Source organism: Actinomycetospora flava, from assembly GCF_037400335.1.
Classification (GTDB): Bacteria; Actinomycetota; Actinomycetes; order Mycobacteriales; family Pseudonocardiaceae; genus Actinomycetospora; species Actinomycetospora flava.
Genome location: NZ_JBBEGM010000017.1, coordinates 39,901 through 60,360 on the forward strand (window position 1 = coordinate 39,901; position 20,460 = coordinate 60,360).

A 20,460-nucleotide genomic window follows, 5' to 3' on the forward strand; every position below is an offset into this window, starting at 1 on the left:
CGACCTCTTCTCGGTCGGAGGCCGCCATGACCATCCAGCCCCGATGAAGATCCATCCACCGACGCCAAGCTGCTCGCAGACTACGTCGCCGAAGACAGCAACCCGCTCGCGGTGTTGCGTGTGCACTGCTCCCAGGCGACCGTGCTGCTCTCTCTAGCGGTACTGCGGACCTCTCGCGATGATGTCTACGTGGTCCGACTCGGCCGTGACATCGGAGTCAACGTCGTTGCCAACCTTGTTGCGGCAGCGCTCGTATACCTTGCCGCCGTATACAGTAACGCGCTTCCGACGAACGACGTTCTGCTCGATCTATCGATCTTGGTTATCGGGGCGGGAGTGGCGCTAGCGACCGTAGTTGTAAACCGGCTACCGTCACCGTATCGAACGAGTATGACCCTGTGCGTGGCCATCGGCGGGTTGATGATCATCCTTCTGATGAATGCTCTGATGCCCATCAAGACCGGAGTTTTTGTTTGGGCTGCGCTCATCCTCGTCGTTCTCGTCGTTCTCATCCCGGTATTCCGCACTGAGCGCCGCCGCGCGACGGCGCGGGCGCCTCGAACGCTGGCCCGCCCTCCGTGCCCCACCTGCGGGCGACCCTGAGCGGCGCAGCTCCCGGTTAGCAGTCGCCGCTTCTGGACGGCCGCAAATGGGGTGGTGACGCCGACATGGGTCCCTTTGCACGGGCACCCCCCAGAAGGCGGCGCCGGCCCGAGACAGGCCTCCATCGACACCTGGGTGCCCCCAAGCGCCGCGCCCGCCCAAGATCACGTCGCCCGCCGACCGCCGCATCCCCCGCCGTCCGTGCTATCGGTCCATGGTGGTCTGCTCCCGACCGGGCGGGCGCCGGAACGCACTGACGGGGTGTTCACCGGGCCCCGGTTCCGGGTCGCCGTGCCGTATGTCTGCGTTCTTGGAGTGCTCGCCTACCTCGTGTGGGGCGTGACCAACTTGCGCTGCACGATCGATGGCACCCGCCCTTGCGACACCATCGCCGTCCCGTGGGCCTCGGTCGGTGCCAGCCTCGCGCTGCTGTGCCAGGGACTAGCCATCTACGGATGGATGCGAGGACACCACCGGCAACGACGCAACGCCCCGTCCGCCGCCGCGCTCGCGGTCCTGTTCTTGAGCCCCTACATCGCGGGCGCGCTCTGGCTGACTACCTACCTGTACTGAAGCTCCTCGCGTTCCGCGTCGATGGCTTTGATGCCGGCATCGAGTCGCTATGGACAGTCGAGGCGCGCCGAGAGGGTCCGGCCCGGTTGGTCCAGAGCCGGCCCGCTGGCAGGCCCACTGCCCGCGAAGGCGTCAGCGCGGGGAGAGGCGCCACAACCGATAACCCGCTTGTATGTCGCCGGAGAGCCCGTAACGCGACTCGCCGAAGCGTTCAGGAGGGCGCGACCTCCCCTCGTGGGCGCACCTGAGCGAGGTAGGCAGCGGTCGGCTCGATCACCGCGAACTACGGCGCCCATTCATAGCGGCAAATCTCGTCGTGGTACACAACGAAGGTTTGAGACGGCGTCGTGTTGGCAGCTCGGCGGTAGAGACCAACCTTGAGGTAGACACTCGAAGGTCTAGATGAGCCGGCCTTCGGAGGGAACAGCGTGGTCAGGTTGGCCAAGGTGTCAGTTGCGCTGGATGGAAACATCGTGCCAGGGCTTGCAGGGGACGCCACCGGGGCGAACGTGACCGCTTGACCGTTGTGCCACAGCTTGATCGTCCCGTCAGTTCGGTGCCACTTGATCTCCGCAGCGAAGTCATGCCAGGTGCCTCGGTCGAGCGTTGCGAGCGGCCATTGACCTACCTGCACGGAAGCGCCGCTCTTCACCGTATGTACGTCGAGATAAATGTGGTCCCCAGCGATGATGAAGGCAACGGGCGGCGAGCCTCCTTGGTCCTTATCACCCTGGTGCCACTGGAAGATCACCTGCCACGTTCGAGTCCCGTCGGCCAATCTGGGGTCGACGGCGTAACTAGGGTCCAGTAGAGTCGACCACTCGTACCTCACGGAATGATTCGATTGATTTTCCGTCGGTCCTACTGCCTCAGCCCGCCATCCCCCGGCGATATCGGCACCTTTTCCCATGTTGGCATCGGGGTTCCAGGCGACGTCGTCTTGCAGGACCTCTGCTCTCAGCGCGTTACCGCTCTTGGCGGGCCGCACGGGCCAGCTGAGAAGGCGATCCGTTGTGTCCTTCCGGACTTGCACGGATTCGAAGTCTACGACTAGGTCATCACAGTGAGCCTGCCATTTGATCTGCCATCCCGCCACGAATGCGTCCCCCATCACTCGAGCGTTCATCCGTTGGCCGCCATTACGCAACCGCATACTCGGATCGTGCGGTTGGCGGCTTGGACCAGGCTAAGCGCCCTCGAACCTCAAGTACATAGGAGTAACCCGGTGGCGAGGTGCGGAGGCAGGGGGACCGTTCGGGCCCTGGGCAATGGTCGCATCAAGTAACGGCCTGAGCGCGGCCTCTGGAGCCGCGCCGCTCAGCCGTCGCCAGTACGCCGGGCCCCGTCGCTCAGTAGCGTCGCCGTGTCGAGGTCGCACACAAGCCCGATGAGTGCGCGTTCGGTGCACTCGAGATCGGCGCTTGCGCTTAGCAGCGGCTTGGCGGGTAGCGGCGGGGCCACCCTAGCGGTATCTCGTTCGCAGCGATGCGCCCTGAACGATGGCGAGTTCGTGGCCTTTGTGGTCGTCACCGGGCCAGCATCCACGCGTGCCCACGGCGCGAACATGACGGCAATTACGTACCTCGTGCGCGAGTCGCGCAGCCGAAAAGGTGAAGGAACGAAGAGCTCCCTGACGAGGTCGTCCAGCGTCGACAGCGAGGACGCCTCCTCGACGATACCGTCGCTGGGCGGACGTCGATCGTCGTGGTAAGCGGGCGCGCTACGTGCCAGCACTGTTTCCCGCGCCCGCCAGTAGCGGGACACTTCCGGGTGTGCGGGCGGGGCTGTGCGTCGCGTGGCTCACCGGGGCGGGTGCCACGTTGGCGGCCGCCGCGACGGTGACGCACGCTGTGGTGAGCCCGGCCCCGGAGGCGGGCGTGGCGCAGGCGGTGGTGCTCGGCGTGCCGGTTCTGGCCTGCGCGGTGGCCGGCCTGGTGATCGTCACGCGTGCCCCGGGCAACCGCACCGGTGGCCTCCTGCTGGTCAGCGCGTGCGCCGCGGCCCTCTACGCCGCGGCGTGGCACGTGGGGGGCCATGGAGTGGCGAGCGCTCCGGAGGCCCCGATCACCGCGTGGGCCGCGCTGTGGGTGCACAGCGGGTGGCCGACGTTCTACGCCGGGCTGGTGGGGCTGGCGTTCCTGTTCCCCGACGGGCGGCTGGCCTCGCCGCGGTGGCGTCCGGTCGCGGCGGTCGTCGCGCTGGCCTTCGGCGGGTTCCTTGTTCTGGCGCTGTTCGATCCGCGGCCCTTCTATGCGCCGTTCGACGGGCTGGCCAATCCTCTGCCGGTGGCGGATGTCGCCGAGGTGCTGACCGTCGGCGAGTTCGTGCTGCTGGCCCCGCTGCTCGTCGCCATCGCCGCGGTGGTCGCCCGCTACCGCGGGTCGAGCGGTCTCGCGCGGGCTCAGTTGCGCTGGTTCGCGCTGGCCTCGGTGCTCATGCCGGTGACGTTCGTGACCTGCCTGGTCGAGTTCCTGGCGACCGGCGCCGTCGCCGAGGCCACGATCCTCGCGGCGTCGCTCACCCAGGTCGGCATCGTCACCGCGGTCACGGTCGCCGTCCTGCGCTACCGGCTCTACGACATCGACGTCCTGATCAACCGGACGGTCGTCTACGCCGTGCTCACCGGACTGCTCGCGGCCGTCTACGTCTCGATCGCGCTGGTCGTGGGCGTGGCGGTCGGCACCGGCTCGAGCTGGACGACCGCGGCGGCGACGCTCGCGGTCGCCGTGGCGTTCCGGCCGCTTCGGGGGCGGGTGCAGCGCGTCGTCGACCGCCGGTTCGACCGCGACCGCAGCGAGCGGCTGCGCCACGCCGAGCACTTCCTCGGCGAGGTGCGCGGGGGACGGGCGGAGCCCGAGCAGGTCGGCCGCGTGCTCGCCGAAGCCGTGGGTGACGACAGCGTGGAGCTGTACTTCTGGATGCCCGACGGCGAGGTGTTCGCCGACGCCGCCGGCGTGGAGCACGAGCAGCTGCCTGACGACGGCCGCGAGCGCACGCCGGTCCGCAGCGGCGCGCAGCAGTTGGCCATGGTGCTGCACGCACGCTCGGACCGCCCCGCGCTGCTGCGCGCGGTGCTGGAGACCCTCGGGCTGGCCGTCGAGATCGCCCGACTGCGGGTGGAGGTGCGCCGTCAGCTGGCCCGAGTGCGCGACTCGCGCGCCCGCATCGTCGCCGCGACCTACGCCGAGCGGCGGCGCATCGAGCGCAACCTGCACGACGGCGCGCAGCAGCGGCTCGTGTCGGTGGGCCTGACGCTGCGCCACGTGCAGCACAGGCTCTCGCCGACCGACGACGCTTCGGTGCTGCTCGACGGTGTGGTGGCCGACGTGGGTGCTGCGATCGACGAGCTGCGCGAGCTGGCCCGCGGTCTGGGTCCCGCCGCGCTCGACCGCGGCCTGGCCGCGGCGCTCGCCGACCTCGGGGCGCGCGCTCCGCTGCCGGTGCACGTCGACGCGGCGGTCGAGCGGTTGCCCGGCGACGTGGAGGCCGCCGCCTACTTCCTGGCCAGCGAAGCCGTGACCAACGTGGTCAAGCACGCGCACGCCACGGCGGTGTCGCTGTCGGCGGGGCGGGAGAACGGCTGCCTGCGCGTCGTCGTCGCCGATGACGGCGTGGGTGGTGCGGGCCTGCGCGCGGGCTCCGGGCTGGCCGGGCTGGCGGACCGGGTCGACGCGCTGGGCGGCCGGCTGGAGATCGACAGCACGCCGGGTGCGGGGACGCGGGTGAGCGCGGTGCTGCCGTGCGGGTGATCATCGCCGAGGACCAGGTGCTGCTGAGGGAGGGACTCGCCCGCCTGTTCGCCGACGCCGGGCACGACGTGGTCGCGACGGCGGGCGACGGCGCCGGGCTGCTCTCGATGGCCGCCGCGATGCACCCAGACCTCGCTGTCGTCGACGTCCGGATGCCGCCCACGTTCACCGACGAGGGCATCCGCGCCGCCGCAGCGCTGCGCGCCGAGCTCCCGTCGGTCGGGGTGATGGTGCTGTCGCAGCACATCGAGACCGGAGGCGTGGTCGGGCTCGCCTCCGCGGGCGGCTTCGGGTACCTGCTCAAGGACCGCGTGCTCGACGTCGCCGAGTTCCTGGCCGGCGCGGAGCGGGTGGCGCGTGGGGGATCGGCGCTCGACCCACAGGTGGTCTCGACCCTGCTGGCGCCGGGCGGCGGGCACGCGCTGGCCACGCTGTCCGAACGCGAGCGAGAGGTGCTCGCGCTGGTCGCGGAGGGGCTCACCAACACAGGGATCGCGCAGCGGCTCGTGCTCACCGGCCGCACCGTCGAGACCCACGTGCGCAACGTCCTGGCCAAGCTCGACATCCCCGACGGCGCCGGCAGCCACCGCCGTGTGCACGCCGTGCTCGCCTACCTGCGCGCCGCGCGCCTCCAGTAGCGGCACTTCAGTAGCAGCACGTCAGTACCGGCACTGAGCACCCCTGCGTGCCGCGCCCACCCAGGTGCCGTGCGCACCCGGATGTCGCAGGTCACCTCGCTTCGTAGCGTTCCCGGCGTCGGCAGAGGTCCCTCCGCCGCGACTCCGACGGGACAGCGAGGAGCAGTCATGGACACCACCGCAACACCACGCAACGGGTTCGCGCGCAACGCCGGGTTCATCGGTATCGGCGGAGGCCTGCTCGGTGCGGCCTTCGCCGCGTACGAGCTGGCGACACTCCCGTACGAGGTCAGCCTGGCCACGAACACCCTCGCCGCCGTGGCCCACCTGGCAATGATCATCGGACTCGCGGGGGTCGCCGCGCTCGGCGCCGCCGGCTCCGGGCGGTGGGGTCGAATCGGGATCGGCGTGGCGATCGCGGGCTTCGTGGTGCTGACCGGCGCTGAGCTCATCGAGCCGTTCGACGAGGCCACCGCCGCGATGCCGTTCGAGGTCGCCCCGCTCGTCATCGGCCTCGGCATGCTGCTGGCGGGCGTCGCGGTGCTGCGCGCCCACCGCTGGTCGAGCTGGCGACGGATCGTCCCCCTCGTGATCGGGGCCTACGTGTTCGTGGTCTTCCTGCCGGTGGCGATCGCGGTCGCCACCGAGGCAGGGTTCTGGGCCGCCCTCGTCGGGTGGTTCCTCGGATACGCCGCGCTCGGGCTCGCCGTCGTCGTCGAAGCATCCGTCCCGGTCGGCTCGCGCGAGCGGGCCCGCGTCGCGTGAACAGCGCCCCCGGAACAGGAGGGAGAGAGACGATGTCCATGCCTGCGTCCGGTGCGAACCCGGCGGTCGATGTCGGGTCCCGTACGCCGGTGCTCGACCGGTGGCCGGCGCTGCTGCTCGTCGCCGGGGTCCTCGGCTTCGTGGGGAGCCTGCTGCACCCGACGGGTGACCCGACGCTGTCCGGGGACGCCGCGGTAGCGGCCGAGATCGGCGACCCGCTGTGGACCCCGTCGCACCTCCTGCTCCTGGTGTTCGTGGCGCTGCTCGTCCCCGGCTTCCTCGGTCTCGCCCGCAGCGGCGTGCTGTCCGGCGCAGCGCGGACGGCCGCCCGGGTCGCCTCCGGCGCAGCGATCGTCTGGGTCGTGGAGAGCGTCCCGCACCTGCTCGCCGCCGCCGACCACCACGCGCTGCTGGCCGGACAGCCGACGCCGTTCCTGACCGCGCACACGGTCACCGCGGGCATCGTCTACCCGCTGGGCGCGTTCCCGATCGCCGCACTCGCCCTGCTGGGCGGGCGCAGGCTCGCCCACCCGGTGCTCAACGTCCTGGGCGCGGTCGGCGCCGTCGCGTTCGGGATCGCCGGATTCGCCGCCTACCTGCTGGGAAGCGAGCAGCTGCTCGACCTGTTCGCCGGCTCGATGCTGCTCACAGCGTGGATCGCCGTCGCTGGCGCGACCGCGCTGGTCCGGCGGCGGTGGTCGCCGTCGTCAGGGACGGAGGCGCGATGACACTCGATTCAGCGCTCCCGCCGGGCGTCCTCGCCGCCGGCACCGGCGAGATCACCGACGTCGGGGGATATCAGACTCGATACCTTCTCGACGCGGGCGCGACCTCGGGACGGTTCTCATTGATGGAGCTGTTGCTCCCACCGCGGGTTATGGCTGCGCCACTTCACCGTCACAGTCGCGAGGACGACATCGCCTACGTCACTCGGGGTCGCATCGGCGCCCTGCTCGGCGACGTCGAAGTCGAAGCCGGCCCCGGTGACCTGATCGTCAGGCCGCGCGGACAATGGCATACGTTCTGGAACGCGGGCGACGAGCCCGCCGGCACTCTCGAGATGACATCGCCGGGCGGTCTGGAGCAGATGTTCCGGGAGATGGAAGCGCTCGGCCATGACGTCGATCCCGAAGTGTTCGTCGAGCTCGCCGCGAGGTACGGCTGTGACCTCGATCTGGAAGGGACCGACGTGCTGGTCCAGCGGCACGGGCTGGTGTTCTAAACCAGCTACGTCGAGACGTGCCGCCGCTGCCGACACAATGTTGCCTCTCAGTCACTGGTGTGTCGCTCGTCCCGCGCTCGGTGTTCGCGGGACGGCCCGGAGCCGATAACCGGCTTCTCTGACGGTGTGTGAGGGCCGGACCACGGCGGGGTCGGTGGGTGCCGCGAGTGCGGGGCGGCGGCGTCGGGGAACAGCCCGGTCACGATCCCTTGGCGCGGACAACGGTGATGGGCTCGGTCCCGATGGAGTGTCGGCACGTGCGATGTCAGACATTGCGTAGGACTCTTAGTCGGATCGGAGTCGGTGTAGGTCGTCAAGTCGATGGTGGCGGGTCAGCGGTGTTGCGGTTGAGGGCTGCGGGGCCTCCTCGCATCGGGCGGTTGTCTGTGGTCCGTCGTTCGTTGTCGCGGAAGCGGGGTTCGTAATGGGTGAAGAAGATTCTTCCGACGAGTTCGGGTCGGCTGCGGACTCCGGTCTTGTCGAAGACACCCTTGAGGTGTTGCTGCACGGTGTGCGGTGACATGTGCAGTTCGCGGGCAATTTGTGCGGTTGAGGCGCCGTGCAGGACCTGGTGGGTGATGTCCTGTTCTCGGGTGGTGAGGTGGTAGGCCGACATCAGGAGCGGAAAGATCCGGGCCGGTTGGGCAGCCTCGATGATGATCGCGGTGCGTGGTTGGCCACTCTCGCGCAGCACCGCACCGTGGAGCACGAGCCAGGACCCGCTGCGCGAACGGACCCGGGCGACGGTGATTCCGGCCGGGTGCGTGGGGTGCTCGGCGATGCGGCGGGCGCGTCCGGCGACTGCCAGCACCGCAGGCGGTGCTCGGCCGGAGTCGGGGCTCGAGTCGTGGTCGGGGTCGGGGAGTTCGGCGAGCCATCGTTCGGTGCCTGGTGTGGTCGAGGCGATGTTCCAGTGCTGGTCGAGGATGACCAGCCCGGGCGAGTTGGGTGTGTCGGGTTCGGTGGCCTCCCCGATCAGTAGGGCCCGGCGGGCGCCCTCGGCCAGATGCGGGCTCAGCGCGCGCAGCAGGCGCTTGTCGGTGTCGTCGAACAGGGCGCGTCCGGGTTCCCGGTAGAGACCGAGGGCGCCCCAGACTTGGCCGGACGCGGTCCGCAGCCGGGTGATGATCTCCTGCTCGCCGCCCAGCCCGAGGTTGATGTGGTAGCGGGGGCTGCTGGTGGGGTCGCCGCCGGTGGCTTCACGCAGGGTGGCGACTCCGGCCTCGGAGACCGCGATGTCAGCGATCTTGTTGACGTCGTCGCCGTAATACTCGTGGGCGAGCCAGTCGGCAGGGAATTCCGAGAGGCCGTGGTGGTAATGGCTGGTGATCAGCAGGGAGGCGGGGTCGAGGGTGTACCAGCATGGCGTCCAGTAGTAGGGCACGACCGTTCCGATGACCTCGGTGCATTCACGCCAGAACTCCGCGAGGTCGCGGGCCTCACCGGTCAGCCGAGCGATCTTGTCGATCGCGCGTTGCGTCGAGTCGCTGGTCACGGCGTCAACCGTACGGAGCCCTCGCCCTCCTGGGACATACCACATTCCTGGTATGGGTCGGTTCCTCTCGCTGGCCCACGCTGTGGACGCCGGCGAGATCGGCACCGTCACTGAGGTGGGAGAGCCGAGATGTACACGATGATCGTGGGGATGACGTTGGACCCCGCTCGCCCCGAGGACGTCGATCGTCACTTCTACGACGACGTTGTCCCCTGGGCGTGGCAGCAGCCGGGTTTCGTGTCGGGACGGTGGTTGCGCAGCATCGACAACGCGCGTGGCCAGGGTGTCGTGGTGTTCGATTCGGCGCCGGCTGCCGAGGACGCCGCCGCGGCGGTGCGCGCGACGCAGTTCCCGCCCGGTACGGCATGGTCAATCGACGGAGTCCTCGTCTTCGAATTGATCACCGAGGCCGAAGCGGTCCGGTCGTGAGGCTCGCCCGCGACCTCGGACCGCCGACGCCGCGTGTTGCTCCACCCCGTGGAGGGGGCGAGCCCGGCGTCACATGGCCGAGTCGTGGCGAGACGTCGTGGCGATCGCAGGTCGATGTGGTCCGTGCCGGCATCGAGACCCCGCTGCGGGCCGGCCCCAACGTGCGGGCGGGCTTCCGGCCCGGACCGTCTCGGTCATGGCTGGGGCTCCGGTCGCTCCGTCTCGTCAGGAGCTTGCGTGCCTAGATCCCGTATTCGTTCCGGCGGGATCGTCCTCGCCGCGCTCGCTGTCAGTGACATCCTTGGGAGCCTCTTGCTCCCGACGCCCGGCGAGGCGCCGCCGTGGGCGTGGGCGGTCGGCGTCGTGTTCGGCGTGGTGACGCTGGCCGGTCTCGTCGCGTGGTGGCGGTCCGCCTCGCGAGCAGCCCTGTGGGTCGCCGTGGTGGTCCGCGCGCTCTCCGGGCTGCTGCCCGTCCTCGGGCTGGCCGACCCCATCCCGGACTGGATGAAGGTCGCGACGCTGATCACGCTCGTCGTCACCGCCGTCGGCATCATCCTGGTCCGCCCGGCCCTGGGCCGACGCGCGGGAGAGCCGGCCCGAGCGACCTAACCAAGTCCTATCCTTCCCGGAGGCCTCGTCGAGCGGCACACCAAGCACCGTCCTGATCCGCTCCCGCGTTAGTAGCGCCCGGCGGGAAGCGCGCCGCCTCCGATCGAGCGGCGGGCTCGGCGTTCGGGTTCGGCGGGCGGGTGCACGACGTCGAAAACCGGTCGACCGGCCTCGACCAGGTCCAGGACCCCAGCTACCCGACTCCACCGAACCCGGGGCGGACCACTCTGATCCCACGGGAAGGTGGCGATCGTGCCGGCGCCGAGGAAGTTCAGCGAGGAGATGCGTCAGCGGGCCAAGAGGTTGGTGCGTGAGGCCCGCGAGCAGGAGCCCGGTCTGTCGGGCAACGAGGCCTGCAAGCGGGTCGGGTCGCAGTTGGGGATCGTCCCGGAGGGAGTCAGCTCTCGGCCACCGTTGGCACGTCGCGAGCAGCATGGTCAGCGATGCGGGCATGGCCCCCGGCCGCCTCGGCTATGTGAGGCCCAGCTTTACCGGTGTCTCCTGACCTCGTGTTCGTTCCTGCAGCTCTTCGAGGCCTCTCCTGACGCTGCGACCGCTCGAACGGATCGCGCACCAGATGGTCATTCGGCATCGCGGCCACTCCCAGGTTGCGGAGGGCTGCGCCGTACCCGACCGAACGTAGCCAGCGTGAGCTGGCCGGGCCCCGACAGCCGCCACCGCCCCCCCGGTCGCGACGGCATCCCAGCCAGCCCGGTGCACTATTCCGACAAAACGCACACCGTCCAACCGTCAGCGACGGATCGTGTCGGGTTTGTGACCGTTGCGCCTCACGAACTGCTCGGAACGTCGGGCGGATGTACTACCGCCAACAGACAGGCCCGAGAAGATCCACTCTGTGGGAAGCTCCAGCTTTGGTAGCCACCGGCGGGTGAGCACTCCCTCAGCCTGGACGGCAGTCAGTCCTTGGTGGAGATAGTGCCCCCAATCGGCGGTCGGGAGAGCAAGACCGCTGCTGGGGATGAGGTGGCCCGCCGATGACGGCGCGAGCACTGGACCATTAGGCCGTCGGCGATCTCCCGAGTGCCGCCGGACGCAAGGTGTCGGCGACGAGACGGGAGACGCGAACGGTGCTGTTCTTCGGCGACGACTGGGCCGAAGACCACCATGATCTGGAGGTGCAGGACGACACCGGCAAGCGGTTGGGTCGGCGCGCCGTTGTCGGCGGCCGGTGTGACCATCGGTGGCGTGTCCACGAGCGGCCGGCCAATGGCCGAAACCACGCGGGCGTGGTTGGCGCGTCTGGAGGACTGCCGGTGGAAACGGCTGCGCGCTGAGTATGCCGACGCCTGGCCCGACGTGCTGAGTGTTCTGGTGTCCGGTGGCTACTTGTGGGCTCGGCCGAGGCGGCTGGTTCGGCGGCCCGCCGGCCATCCGCGGATGCGGACGAGGGTCGCGGTGCCCGTGACGGCGGCGGTGAGGGTGGCTGATCGGCGCGAAACCGGGCTGGTCGACGACCTGATCAAGAGCGGGTACGCCCAGCTCGGTGCCTCGGTGCCGGTCGATCTGGACGGCCAGTGTCCCGCCCCGGGTTTGATGGCGGGCGTGAACCCATTAGGGAGCCTGTGATCGTGGCGGCGCCGCGGAAGTACCCCGATGAGCTGCGGGAACGGGCTGTGCGTCTGGTGTTGGACGCGAAGGCAGAGTCGGGCAATCTCAAAGGCGCCTGCCGCGAGATCGGGGGGCAACTCGGGATCCATCCCGAGACGTTGCGGGGATGGGTCGCTCGCGCCGAGGTCGATGCCGGGCTGCGGCCGGGGACACCGAGCGCGGAGTCGAAGCGAGTGGCTGATCTTGAGCGTGAAGTGCGGGAGCTGCGTCGGGCGAACGCGATCCTGAAGTCCGCGTCGGCTTTCTTCGCGTCAGTGCCACGATGATCACCGCTCGGCGGGGTTCGCTCGTTTTTTCGCTGCCCCGGCCCTCGTGGCCGGTGGCTTGTCCGGCGATGTGCGGCTCCGCCGGGCGTCGGGGTCGGCCGGCGGGTGTGGCCTGATAGGAGCCTGCTCTCGCTCGACTGAGGCGTGCCCACCGGTCGGCCGGTCCCGAGGCCCTCATCTGCTCGCCTCGACTCCCGGAGCTGCCCGTGGTCATGATCGGTGTCGACTCGCACAAGCACAGCCACACCGTCGTCGTACTCGACGACCTCAAACGTCGGGTCGCGGAGAAGACGCTGAAGACGACCAGCGATGCTCACCTTGAGCTGGTGGTCTGGGCCGGGCAGTGGGCGCAGGTGTGCTTCGCGCTCGAAGACTGCCGGCACCTGACCCGTCGTCTCGAACGTGACCTGCTCGGTGCCGGACACCGTGTGGTCCGAGTGCCGACCCAGCTCATGGCCGGTGCCCGCCGGGGTGGACGACGTCCGGGCAAGTCCGACCCCATTGATGCCGAGGCGGTCGCGGTGGCCGCGCTGCGACACACCGATCTCCCGGTCGCCGAGCTCGACGGACCCACTCGCGAGGTCAAGCTGCTGGTCGACCACCGCCGCGACCTGGTCTCCGAGCGCACCCGTCTGCAGGCCCGACTGCGCTGGTGGCTGCACGAGCTCGACCCCGCCCTGCACGTGCCCTCGCGTGGGCTGCGCCGCTACTGCGTCCTGGACCGACTCGAGGCCCACCTGGCCGACGACCAGGGCCTCGTGGCCCGGCTGGCCCGCGACCACATCGGCCGCTGCCGAGACCTCACCCGCCAGATCAACGCCCTCGAGGTCGAGCTGCGGACCCTGGTGCGGCGGCTGGCGCCGAGCTTGCTGGCCCTGCCCGGCTGCGGCGTGCTGGGCGCGGCGATGATCCTCGGGGAGACCGCTGGCGCGCACCGCTTCCGCAGCCGGGACGCCTACGCACGCTTCACCGGCACCGCCCCGATCCCGGTCTGGTCCGGGCGCACCGACGGCAAGGTCCGACTCAACCGCGGCGGCAACCGCACCATCAACACCGCCCTGCACATGATCGCGGTGACCCAGTCCCGCGGGATCGGCCCCGGCCGGGCCTACCTCGACAAGCTCACCGCCGCAGGCAAGACCCGCACCGAAGCGCTGCGCCTGCTGCGCCGGCGACTCTCCGACGCCGTGTTCACCGCGCTACGCGCCGACGAACACGCGCCCCAGCTCAGCAAAGAAGCCGAAATGGACGCTCTCACACCGGCGGCTTGACATAGGAGCATCGCGGAGCTCGACCGCCCGCAGCGCTAGTCGATTCCTACATCGACGAGCACCGTGGCAAATTCGGGGTCGAGCCGATCTGTGCGGCGCTGCGGAGCGCAGGCGTGCAGATCGCTCCGAATTCTTATCGGGCCCGCAAGACCAGGAAGCTCTCGGCTCGCGCGTGTCGCGACCAGGTCGTCACGGCCGCGATCACGAACGTGCACGCGGACAACTTCGGGGTCTACGGGGCGCGCAAGGTCTACGAGGCGTTGCGCCGCCAGGACGGCGTCGACGGTGGTTCGGTCGCTCGATGCACGGTGGAGCGGTTGATGCGTGCCGCTGGCCTGCGCGGAGTGACGCGCTCGAGGACCCCACAGACCACCAGGCCGGCGCCGCGCGACCGCGATGACCGCCCGGATCTGGTCGACCGGCACTTCGCTGCAGACGCCCCGAACCGGCTCTGGGTCGCCGACATCACCTACGTCCGCACGTTCGGCGGCTGGGTGTATGCCGCGTTCGTGCTTGACGTGTTCTCGCGCCGGATCGTGGGCTGGCAGATCGCGAACAATCTGCGCACCGACCTGGCGCTCGACGCGCTGAACATGGGTTTGTGGCTGCGTCGGCGCGACGGCGCCGATCTCAAGCACTTGGTACATCATTCTGATCGCGGAGTTCAGTACGTGGCGGTGCGCTACACCGAGCGACTCGCCGAGGCGGACGTGGTCGCCTCGGTGGGCTCGGTCGGCGACTCCTACGACAACGCGATGGCCGAAGCGTTCAATTCACTGTTCAAGGCCGAGCTCGTGCGGAACAAGGGCCCCTGGAAAGGCCTCGACGACCTCGAGGCCGCGATCGCTGCCTACATCGACTGGTACAACCATCGGCGGCTGCATGGCGAACTCGGACTGGTCCCACCGGTGGAGTACGAACAGCACCGCGACCCCACAACTCGCCCGCAACGAGCCCTCGGCGCGTGAGAACCAGCCCGCTACGAAACCCGGGGCTTGACACGGATAGGCCTTGGCCACCTGCTTGAGGAACTTGAGGAAGCTCCTGGTGTCGATGCCGGTCGAAGCAGGCGTCGACGAACCTTGCCGGTGGCCACCTCGAGCGCGGCGAACAGCGTGGTCGTGCCGTGCCGTGCCGGACGTAGTCGTAGGTGGCCTCTCGGGCAGCCCAGGCCGGTCGGCAGGATCGGCGCGGTCCGCTCCGGGGCGGGGAAAGCTCCACCCGTGTGCGATAAAGCCCGCCGCCCCTGTCGGCAAGAGCGTCTACTACGTACGGCCGGGCTGACCCAACGCCAGGTCCAATGAGGTGGGGGTCGGGTGTGGTCACCGCGGCTGCCGTGTGTGGGAGCAGCCGCCCAGTGATAGTGACGTAGCGAAGCGGTCGTCAACGTCACCGTGCGACGGCCTATGCAACAGCAGTGGATCGGACATTCGATCATCTTCTGATGTGCCACTCCTCGTGACACCCCTCCGGCGCCTGGTGTGGGCCGGTGCGCTTTGCGGAGGAGGACGAGATGGACAGCGCTAAGCAGATCGAGGTCAGCCGGGTCGTCCATGCCCCGGCGGCCCGTGTCTTCGCCTTGCTCGCCGATCCGCGCCGTCACGTTGACATCGACGGCTCGGGGCTCCTACGAGGGTCGGACGCTGACCCCATCACCGGGGTCGGCCAGACCTTTGCGATGTACATGCACCGCGGCGACCTCGGCGATTACCGTGTCATCAACACTGTGCGCGAGTATGTACCGTACGCCTGCCTCGGGTGGGCGCCCGACCTCGACCGGTCGTGGTCATGTTCGCTGGTCGACATGCTTGCCGGCGTCACGACCGGCGGGCACACCTACACCTACCGCCTGCGCGAGGTCTCAGATGGCACCGAGGTCACCCAGACCTACGACTGGGCCGATGTCAAAGACCCCACCGTTGCCTCGTTCTGCCCGTTCATCAGCAGCGACGAAATGTCCGAGACGCTAGCCCGGATCGCCAGCACCGTGGAGGAGAGCTCCTAGTGTCCTGAGTCAGAAATTCGTCGGCAGTAGTTGGCGATGCTGTCGAGGATCTCGTCGGCGGTCTTGGTCCAGATGTCGGGCTTGGGGTTGTCGTTCCATGCCTTGATCCAGGCGCGGATGTCGGCGCCCCGCGCGGACACCGAGCGGTGCGCTGATCGCTGCAGCTTCTTGGTGGTCAGCTCGGCGAACCAGCGCTCGACCAGGTTGAGCCATAAGCTGCTGGTCGGGGTGAAGTGCAGGACGAACCGCGGGTGCGCGGCCAGCCAGCGTTTGATCGCGGGGGTCTTGTGGGTGGAGGCGTTGTCGAGCACGAGGTGCACCTCGAGGTCGGCGGGGACCTCGGTGTCGATCTTGCGCAGGAACTTGCCCAACTCGACCGCGCGGTGCCGTGCGTGCAGCGGAGGAAGTGTATGGCAACAACCGTCCAGGACGCCATCGACGCACGGGGTGTGGAGCGGCCGCCAACCGAAGCAACGATTCCCGCAGGCTACGAAGCGGGCAGCCTGAACCGCCCGCGCGCTCCGGCAACCGCCCGCCGGTGGTCGCTGTCCGGGGTGAAGTTCAGGTTCAGCGGCGGGAGGAGACGGGCGACGACGGCGCCCTCCACGGAGGCGGCGTCGACGGCGACGGACCACGTCAGGGAGAGGTGGCGCCGCATCCAGGCCGTCAGCTCGCGCCGGTGGTCGGAGAGCAGCGTCGTCCCTCGCACGGCGGCTCTGGAGAACCGGGCCCGCTATGTTCCCGCGTTCGGGACGCCGTTGCCGGGGATGGAGACGATGGGCCAGGACCCGGACGTGCTCGGTCACGCCATGGTCGTCTACCGCGGGGACCTCGCCAGCGGGCGTACCGCGGGCTGGCTCGCTGTCCCCAGCCTCGACGAGGCCGGGCGTGAGAGCTGCCACCCGTGGATGGCCGCCGCGCTGCTGTGGCGCGATGAAGGTGATGTCGGCGGCCGCGGTACGCGACCGGCAGAAGGCGATTCCACGTTGCCGACGCGCTTCGACGCTCGGCCTACTGTGATCGCGCCGGTGACGTTGCGCCCGACGTCTCGTCCGTCGGCGAGCTGATGGTCCTCGAGAGCGATGCGCGCCGCGCCGCGCGGCGCCGGCGGGCGGCTGGCGCCGTCGCCGACTTCGACGGTGACCGGCTGAGCCTGGCCCGCCGTCTTGGTCGGACCACCCGCGCCGAGCTGGCGAGGCGCGTCGAGCTCACCCCGCGGCCATCTCCCAGTTCGAACGTAGCCAGTCCCGCCCGACCGCGCCTGTGGCCGCCCAGCTTGGGCTGGCCCTCGGAGTGTCGGGAGAGTTCTTCCGCCGAAACCACCCGGTGCCGACGCTTCCCGGGCATGCCGCGCACTTCCGGTCCCTGCGTTCGACCCCGGCGCTCTCGAGGGATCAGGCTCTTGCGTTCGGTGAGCTCGCGCTCGCGGTTACGGAGGTCCTTGAGACCTACGTCGAGCTCCCGGCCGTCGACCTGCCCTCGGTGGCCCTGCTCGACGACCCCGATCCCTCCGACGTGGCCGCGGCCGCCAGAGATACACGCGAAGCCCTCGGAGTCGAGGCGGGCCCGGTCGCGCACGTCGCTCGGCTGCTCGAGGCCCGGGGGGTGCTGGTGCTCCGCCTACCCGAGGACTACGTCGACCCTCACGTCGACGCCTTTTCCACTCATGCCGGGTACAGGCCGCTGGTGCTGTTGTCGCCAGTAAAGAACGACCTGGTCCGCAGCCGCTTCGACGCCGCCCACGAGCTGGGGCACTTGGTCATGCACCACGACGTTGAGCCCGGCTCCAAGATCGTGGAAGGTCAGGCTCAGGGATTCGCCGCCGAGTTCATGATGCCAGCTGAGCAAGTCGCCCCCGACCTGCCGGCGCGCTATGACCTCGAACGCCTCATCGAGGCCAAGCGCAAGTGGGGCACGAGCGTGCGCGCCCTGGTCTACCGGGCCCACGCCCTCGGGATCATGTCGCCGACGGCCTATCGCCGCGCCAACCAAGACCTCGCCCAGCGAGGGAACCCCGAGGTCGCTCCGCTCGGCCCACCCGAGGCTCCGACCCTGCTTGGGGCCGCCGCCGACCTCCTCGAGCGCAACGGAGTCGGCCTGGACTCCGTTGCAGAGGAAAACAACGTCCCAATCGAGCAGCTACGAGCCGTCATCACAGCCGGCTCCGACACCCGCCCCTCCCTCGTGCCACACCACCAATGATCGATCGAGGATCGAGGCCCGCGCCGCGGGAGACCTGCCCACATCAGTCGGTCCCGCCCGGACCCGGATATCGCCCGTCGGGTTTCCCTCTCGACGGCGTGGCGGCGGCGGGCCGACGCCCCACCGGTAGCGCCCGGGACGATCTTGTCGGCGAGATCGAGTTGATCTCGATCCACGATCTGATCCACGAACTGTTTCCCTCTATCGCGTGTGATGCCCAGTGGATCACTTGTGGCGCCCTCTGTTCACCAGCAAACCGGGCATGCTCGCGGTAGGCACGCAGCTATGGATTCAGATGCCTTCCCACCTGCGGCGTCGAGAGCGCCGATTCGGCGGGGCGAAACACCGTGGTACTGCCCGCCTGGCGGACAGGGTGAGGGCCTCGGCGTGCCCACCCCGGTCGACTTCTCGGGTGGGAGCGAGCGAGGCGTACACCAGCACGTTGGACAGGTAGGAGTTGGCTGCCTGATTCAGGTCGCCGCCGAAGGTGATCAACCGCAACCCGGCCGGCTGTGTCGCTGTTAGACCGCTGAGGTCAGGAAGCGGCCAGCGGCCACCGACTCTTCTTCAGGCGTAGCGAAGAGTTTCTCCCACCTGGGCGAAACTCCGAGCCCGTAGGGCGAGAGGCTGCCCCAAGCCGAGGCGCGGGAGCTGCCTACTTGTGAGCGGCGTCGTATGCCTCGACGACGTTGTTCGGAAGGCGGCCACGGTCGCTGACCGCCCAGCCCTCGGTCTGCGCCCAGTCCCGGATCGCCTTCAGCGCTTCTCGGCTGCGGCCCACGACGCCCTTACTCGAGCTCCTCGAGGAGCTGGAGCGGGAGCGCCCACCACCCGTCGAGCGTCGCCCACCGGTGCGACGGGCGGCTGCGACGTAAGGAGCAAAGACGTCGCGCAGCTGCTCCGCGTTCTTATCGTTTAGATCGATCTCGTAGGTAACGCCGTCAAGAGCGTACTCAACGGTCTCATTTGCCTCGGTGCCGTCGAGGTCGTCGACCAGGGAGACAACCGTCCTCTGTGCCATGGTCCTGGATTGTCCGGGCGGCGGTCAGGAAGTCAACTGGAAACGACCATTAACTCGTTCGTGAAGCAATGGACCTTACCGGGACGAGGTCGGGACTCGGTTGTGGTGAGCTCAATAGTTGCAGGTCTCGGCGACGGCGCCACCGGCTTCGGTGATCGCCTCGTCGGTGGAGAGACCGTCTGACTCGTACCGGCGTACCCCCTCGACGGCGTTGGTCAAGGCCGAGGGCGGCACCTCGGGCGGAAGGGCGGCTCGCGCCTCTGGGAAGGTCAGCTCGCCCCGAGCAAATTGCCCGAACACGTCGAAGGCCCGACGCGAGCAGTCCGCGGCGCGGGCGTCCGCAGAGGAATCGTTACGAGTTGGCTCCGGAACAGGGTAGGTGGTCGTCGACGTGGTGGGCGCCCGCGGCCGGAGCTTTCCGGGTAGCGCGGAGCCCGGCGTGGTGATCGCGTTCCAGTCGGCCTGAGTCAGCTCCGCGCGCGCTGGCCGGCGCGGCGGGCCGCCGGCCGGAATCGTGCAACTGAAGGAGACGCGGAAGGAGATGCCGGCGCGGGGCTGGTAGATGAACTGGGCGCGGAAGGGGAAAGGCCCGTAGTACTGCTGCACCCAGTTCCCCTCGCGGCCGCCCGGCTCCCCCCGCCGCAACGACAGAGGTTCGAGGTCGCACACGAGGCCGATGAGGGCGCGTTCGATGCACTCGAGCTCTGCGCTCGTGCTCAACAGCGGCTCCGCGGACGCCGGCGGTGGGCACCCCAGAGGGGTCTCGGTCGACGCAGTGCCACCACTGACGTCTAGCCCGCCACCGCCAGCCGTGCCGACCGCAATTGCTACGACGAGCAGCACCGCGGCTCCGGCTCCGAGGACCGCCCACTGCCCGACTCGGCGACGCGACGGTGTCCGCGGGGGCGCAACGGGACGAAGCCGGTCGGTAGGCGCGTCGCGGAAGCCCGTCTCGTATGTAGGCGCTTCGGAGCGTGCGGAGGACGGGTCGTGACGCCCCGTTACGCCGCTTCCAGGGTCACCGGCCATGTCTGATCAACGCGGTTCGAGGACCCTTGATGGCGCTAACCGAAGCTCCTCAGGGGTGCTAAATCATCTTCCCCAGGCGCGGGGAGAGGTTAGCGTCCTGGCTGGCTGGCTGGGGTGGAAGTGGCAGTGGTCGGCGACGATGGCGGTTGTGATCGTCGCTGTGGAGGGTCCGAGCGCGGCGGGCAAGACGAGCTGGTGCGCGCAGCAGAGCTGGCCGGTAGTCGCGGAGTATGCGCCGACCGGTGAGGAACCCGACGGGTCAAATCCGGAGGTTCAGGTTCGCTTCTGGACAGCAGTGAATTCACGGCGCTGGCGTCAGGCTCTGGAGTTGGAGCACTCGAGCGCGGTGGTGCTGTGCGACAGCGACCCGGTCAAGTTGCACTACTCCTGGTGTCTTGCGCGGGTCGGCGCCGACTCGTGGTCCCGCTTCGACAGCGAGTCGCAGCTCGTCCGAGCGGCCGTGACTCGCGGGGAACTCGGGTTCGCCGACCTGGTCGTGGTCTCGCTGCCTGAGTTGGACGTTCTGCGTGCTCGGCGGGAGGGCGACCCGACTCGGCGGCGGCGGTCGTTCGATCTTCACGCGACTCTGGCTGGGCCGTTGCGCGAGTGGTATCGGGCCGTGGAAGAAGCTGGCGCGGCTCGTGTGCGGTGGGAGTTCCCGCGGTGGGTCGAGCCCGCGGCCGCGGCGTGGACTGGCGTCGTCCGGGACCGCTGTGACTCTGCGGCGTTCGAGCGGCTGCTCCAGCACCTGCCCGCTGTCGAGGGTTGACCCGCGGGCAGGTGCCAGGAGCTTGGGCTCAGGCGCGTCGCAGTGGGACCACCGCCGGGTCAGGGACAGGAGGTCGGGCCGCCTCGGGAGTGGTGAGCAGCGCGACCACGCTGACGTCGTGGCCGCAGTGCGGGCAGGCCCGGACCGCGACCGGCGTAGGGGTCGGGCGCTGCTGGTGAGCGTCG

The 20,460-nt window shown here is 69.4% G+C and carries 19 protein-coding genes, 2 pseudogenes and 1 other annotated feature; of the genes and pseudogenes, 16 read left to right on the forward strand and 5 right to left on the reverse strand.

Annotation, left to right across the window (positions count from 1 at the left end):
- The first annotated feature begins 864 nt into the window (after positions 1–864).
- Positions 865–1,176: a hypothetical protein gene (locus tag WCD58_RS29565; protein WP_337706716.1), complete on the forward strand. Its 312-nt coding sequence runs from the start codon at positions 865–867 to the stop codon at positions 1,174–1,176.
- Between the two features lie 283 nt (positions 1,177–1,459).
- Here WCD58_RS29565 and WCD58_RS29570 read toward each other — a convergent pair whose 3' ends face one another.
- Positions 1,460–2,329 (reverse strand): heparin lyase I family protein, encoded by an 870-nt coding sequence (locus WCD58_RS29570; RefSeq protein ID WP_337706717.1) that lies wholly within the window; start codon positions 2,327–2,329, stop codon positions 1,460–1,462.
- Between the two features lie 619 nt (positions 2,330–2,948).
- Between WCD58_RS29570 and WCD58_RS29575 the strand changes: the two genes are divergently transcribed.
- The 5 genes from WCD58_RS29575 to WCD58_RS29595 all read left to right on the forward strand — a co-directional run bounded on the left by WCD58_RS29575 (position 2,949) and on the right by WCD58_RS29595 (position 7,550).
- Positions 2,949–4,925: a sensor histidine kinase gene (locus tag WCD58_RS29575; RefSeq protein WP_337706718.1), complete on the forward strand. Its 1,977-nt coding sequence runs from the start codon at positions 2,949–2,951 to the stop codon at positions 4,923–4,925.
- Positions 4,916–5,563: a response regulator transcription factor gene (locus WCD58_RS29580; protein ID WP_337706719.1), complete on the forward strand. Its 648-nt coding sequence runs from the start codon at positions 4,916–4,918 to the stop codon at positions 5,561–5,563. The genes WCD58_RS29575 and WCD58_RS29580 overlap by 10 nt, the downstream gene beginning before the upstream one ends.
- A 168-nt stretch (positions 5,564–5,731) precedes the next feature.
- Complete coding sequence (locus WCD58_RS29585; RefSeq protein WP_337706720.1) at positions 5,732–6,328, forward strand: hypothetical protein; 597 nt, start codon at positions 5,732–5,734, stop codon at positions 6,326–6,328.
- A gap of 32 nt (positions 6,329–6,360) precedes the next feature.
- Positions 6,361–7,056 (forward strand): hypothetical protein, encoded by a 696-nt coding sequence (locus tag WCD58_RS29590; RefSeq protein WP_337706721.1) that lies wholly within the window; start codon positions 6,361–6,363, stop codon positions 7,054–7,056.
- The gene (locus WCD58_RS29595) at positions 7,053–7,550 is read left to right on the forward strand and encodes a cupin domain-containing protein (RefSeq protein ID WP_337706722.1); all 498 of its coding nucleotides are present in this window, start codon (positions 7,053–7,055) and stop codon (positions 7,548–7,550) included. The genes WCD58_RS29590 and WCD58_RS29595 overlap by 4 nt, the downstream gene beginning before the upstream one ends.
- A gap of 313 nt (positions 7,551–7,863) precedes the next feature.
- Here the strand turns inward: WCD58_RS29595 and WCD58_RS29600 are convergent, their stop codons facing one another.
- Positions 7,864–9,045: a helix-turn-helix transcriptional regulator gene (locus tag WCD58_RS29600; RefSeq protein WP_337706723.1), complete on the reverse strand. Its 1,182-nt coding sequence runs from the start codon at positions 9,043–9,045 to the stop codon at positions 7,864–7,866.
- A gap of 129 nt (positions 9,046–9,174) precedes the next feature.
- On the opposite strand from WCD58_RS29600, the gene WCD58_RS29605 reads away from it, so the two are divergent.
- The 7 genes and pseudogenes from WCD58_RS29605 (at position 9,175) to WCD58_RS29640 (ending at position 15,254) form a co-directional block, all read left to right on the forward strand.
- A complete protein-coding gene (locus tag WCD58_RS29605; RefSeq protein WP_337706724.1) occupies positions 9,175–9,474 on the forward strand; it encodes a hypothetical protein in 300 nt (99 codons plus the stop codon).
- A gap of 312 nt (positions 9,475–9,786) precedes the next feature.
- Positions 9,787–10,083, forward strand: coding sequence for a hypothetical protein (locus WCD58_RS29610; RefSeq protein WP_337706725.1), 297 nt, complete (start codon positions 9,787–9,789; stop codon positions 10,081–10,083).
- A gap of 1,206 nt (positions 10,084–11,289) precedes the next feature.
- The gene (locus WCD58_RS29615; RefSeq protein ID WP_337706726.1) at positions 11,290–11,670 is read left to right on the forward strand and encodes a hypothetical protein; all 381 of its coding nucleotides are present in this window, start codon (positions 11,290–11,292) and stop codon (positions 11,668–11,670) included.
- Between the two features lie 2 nt (positions 11,671–11,672).
- A pseudogene (locus WCD58_RS29620) lies at positions 11,673–11,960 on the forward strand (transposase); the annotation flags it as partial.
- 230 nt (positions 11,961–12,190) lie between these two features.
- Entirely contained in the window at positions 12,191–13,249 is a 1,059-nt protein-coding gene (locus tag WCD58_RS29625; protein ID WP_337706728.1) for an IS110 family RNA-guided transposase, read from the forward strand.
- Positions 13,250–13,255: 6 nt separating this feature from the next.
- Positions 13,256–13,377: a sequence feature (AL1L pseudoknot), on the forward strand.
- Positions 13,300–14,217: an IS3 family transposase gene (locus WCD58_RS29630; protein WP_337706781.1), complete on the forward strand. Its 918-nt coding sequence runs from the start codon at positions 13,300–13,302 to the stop codon at positions 14,215–14,217. It overlaps the preceding feature by 78 nt.
- A 545-nt stretch (positions 14,218–14,762) precedes the next feature.
- Positions 14,763–15,254 (forward strand): SRPBCC family protein, encoded by a 492-nt coding sequence (locus WCD58_RS29640; RefSeq protein ID WP_337706729.1) that lies wholly within the window; start codon positions 14,763–14,765, stop codon positions 15,252–15,254.
- On the opposite strand, the pseudogene WCD58_RS29645 reads toward WCD58_RS29640, so the two are convergent.
- Positions 15,251–15,652: pseudogene (locus WCD58_RS29645) on the reverse strand (transposase); the annotation flags it as partial. The gene WCD58_RS29640 and the pseudogene WCD58_RS29645 sit on opposite strands and share 4 nt — an antisense overlap.
- 12 nt (positions 15,653–15,664) lie before the next feature.
- Here WCD58_RS29645 and WCD58_RS33845 point away from each other — a divergent pair.
- Entirely contained in the window at positions 15,665–16,321 is a 657-nt protein-coding gene (locus WCD58_RS33845) for a hypothetical protein (RefSeq protein WP_337706783.1), read from the forward strand.
- 196 nt (positions 16,322–16,517) lie between these two features.
- Positions 16,518–17,456, forward strand: a complete 939-nt coding sequence (locus tag WCD58_RS29655) for an ImmA/IrrE family metallo-endopeptidase (RefSeq protein ID WP_337706730.1) — start codon at positions 16,518–16,520, stop codon at positions 17,454–17,456.
- Positions 17,457–18,111: 655 nt separating this feature from the next.
- On the opposite strand, the gene WCD58_RS29660 is transcribed toward WCD58_RS29655, so the two are convergent.
- Together WCD58_RS29660 and WCD58_RS29665 are read right to left on the reverse strand one after the other, a co-directional pair.
- Positions 18,112–18,477 (reverse strand): histone-like nucleoid-structuring protein Lsr2, encoded by a 366-nt coding sequence (locus tag WCD58_RS29660; protein WP_337706731.1) that lies wholly within the window; start codon positions 18,475–18,477, stop codon positions 18,112–18,114.
- A gap of 111 nt (positions 18,478–18,588) precedes the next feature.
- Positions 18,589–19,197, reverse strand: coding sequence for a hypothetical protein (locus WCD58_RS29665; protein WP_337706732.1), 609 nt, complete (start codon positions 19,195–19,197; stop codon positions 18,589–18,591).
- A gap of 448 nt (positions 19,198–19,645) precedes the next feature.
- Here WCD58_RS29665 and WCD58_RS29670 point away from each other — a divergent pair, with 448 nt between their 5' ends.
- Complete coding sequence (locus tag WCD58_RS29670; RefSeq protein ID WP_337706733.1) at positions 19,646–20,275, forward strand: hypothetical protein; 630 nt, start codon at positions 19,646–19,648, stop codon at positions 20,273–20,275.
- The last annotated feature ends 185 nt before the right edge of the window (positions 20,276–20,460 follow it).

What these genes read in the sequence shown, in the direction of transcription:
- WCD58_RS33845 (WP_337706783.1), top strand. Translation starts at nt 15,665, where the DNA reads ATGGCAACAACCGTCCAGGACGCCATCGACGCACGGGGTGTGGAGCGG.
- WCD58_RS29625 (WP_337706728.1), top strand. Translation starts at nt 12,191, where the DNA reads ATGATCGGTGTCGACTCGCACAAGCACAGCCACACCGTCGTCGTACTC.
- WCD58_RS29640 (WP_337706729.1), top strand. Translation starts at nt 14,763, where the DNA reads ATGGACAGCGCTAAGCAGATCGAGGTCAGCCGGGTCGTCCATGCCCCG.
- WCD58_RS29660 (WP_337706731.1), bottom strand. Translation starts at nt 18,477, where the DNA reads ATGGCACAGAGGACGGTTGTCTCCCTGGTCGACGACCTCGACGGCACC.
- WCD58_RS29585 (WP_337706720.1), top strand. Translation starts at nt 5,732, where the DNA reads ATGGACACCACCGCAACACCACGCAACGGGTTCGCGCGCAACGCCGGG.
- WCD58_RS29595 (WP_337706722.1), top strand. Translation starts at nt 7,053, where the DNA reads ATGACACTCGATTCAGCGCTCCCGCCGGGCGTCCTCGCCGCCGGCACC.
- WCD58_RS29590 (WP_337706721.1), top strand. Translation starts at nt 6,361, where the DNA reads ATGTCCATGCCTGCGTCCGGTGCGAACCCGGCGGTCGATGTCGGGTCC.
- WCD58_RS29605 (WP_337706724.1), top strand. Translation starts at nt 9,175, where the DNA reads ATGTACACGATGATCGTGGGGATGACGTTGGACCCCGCTCGCCCCGAG.
- WCD58_RS29670 (WP_337706733.1), top strand. Translation starts at nt 19,646, where the DNA reads ATGGCGGTTGTGATCGTCGCTGTGGAGGGTCCGAGCGCGGCGGGCAAG.
- WCD58_RS29570 (WP_337706717.1), bottom strand. Translation starts at nt 2,329, where the DNA reads ATGCGGTTGCGTAATGGCGGCCAACGGATGAACGCTCGAGTGATGGGG.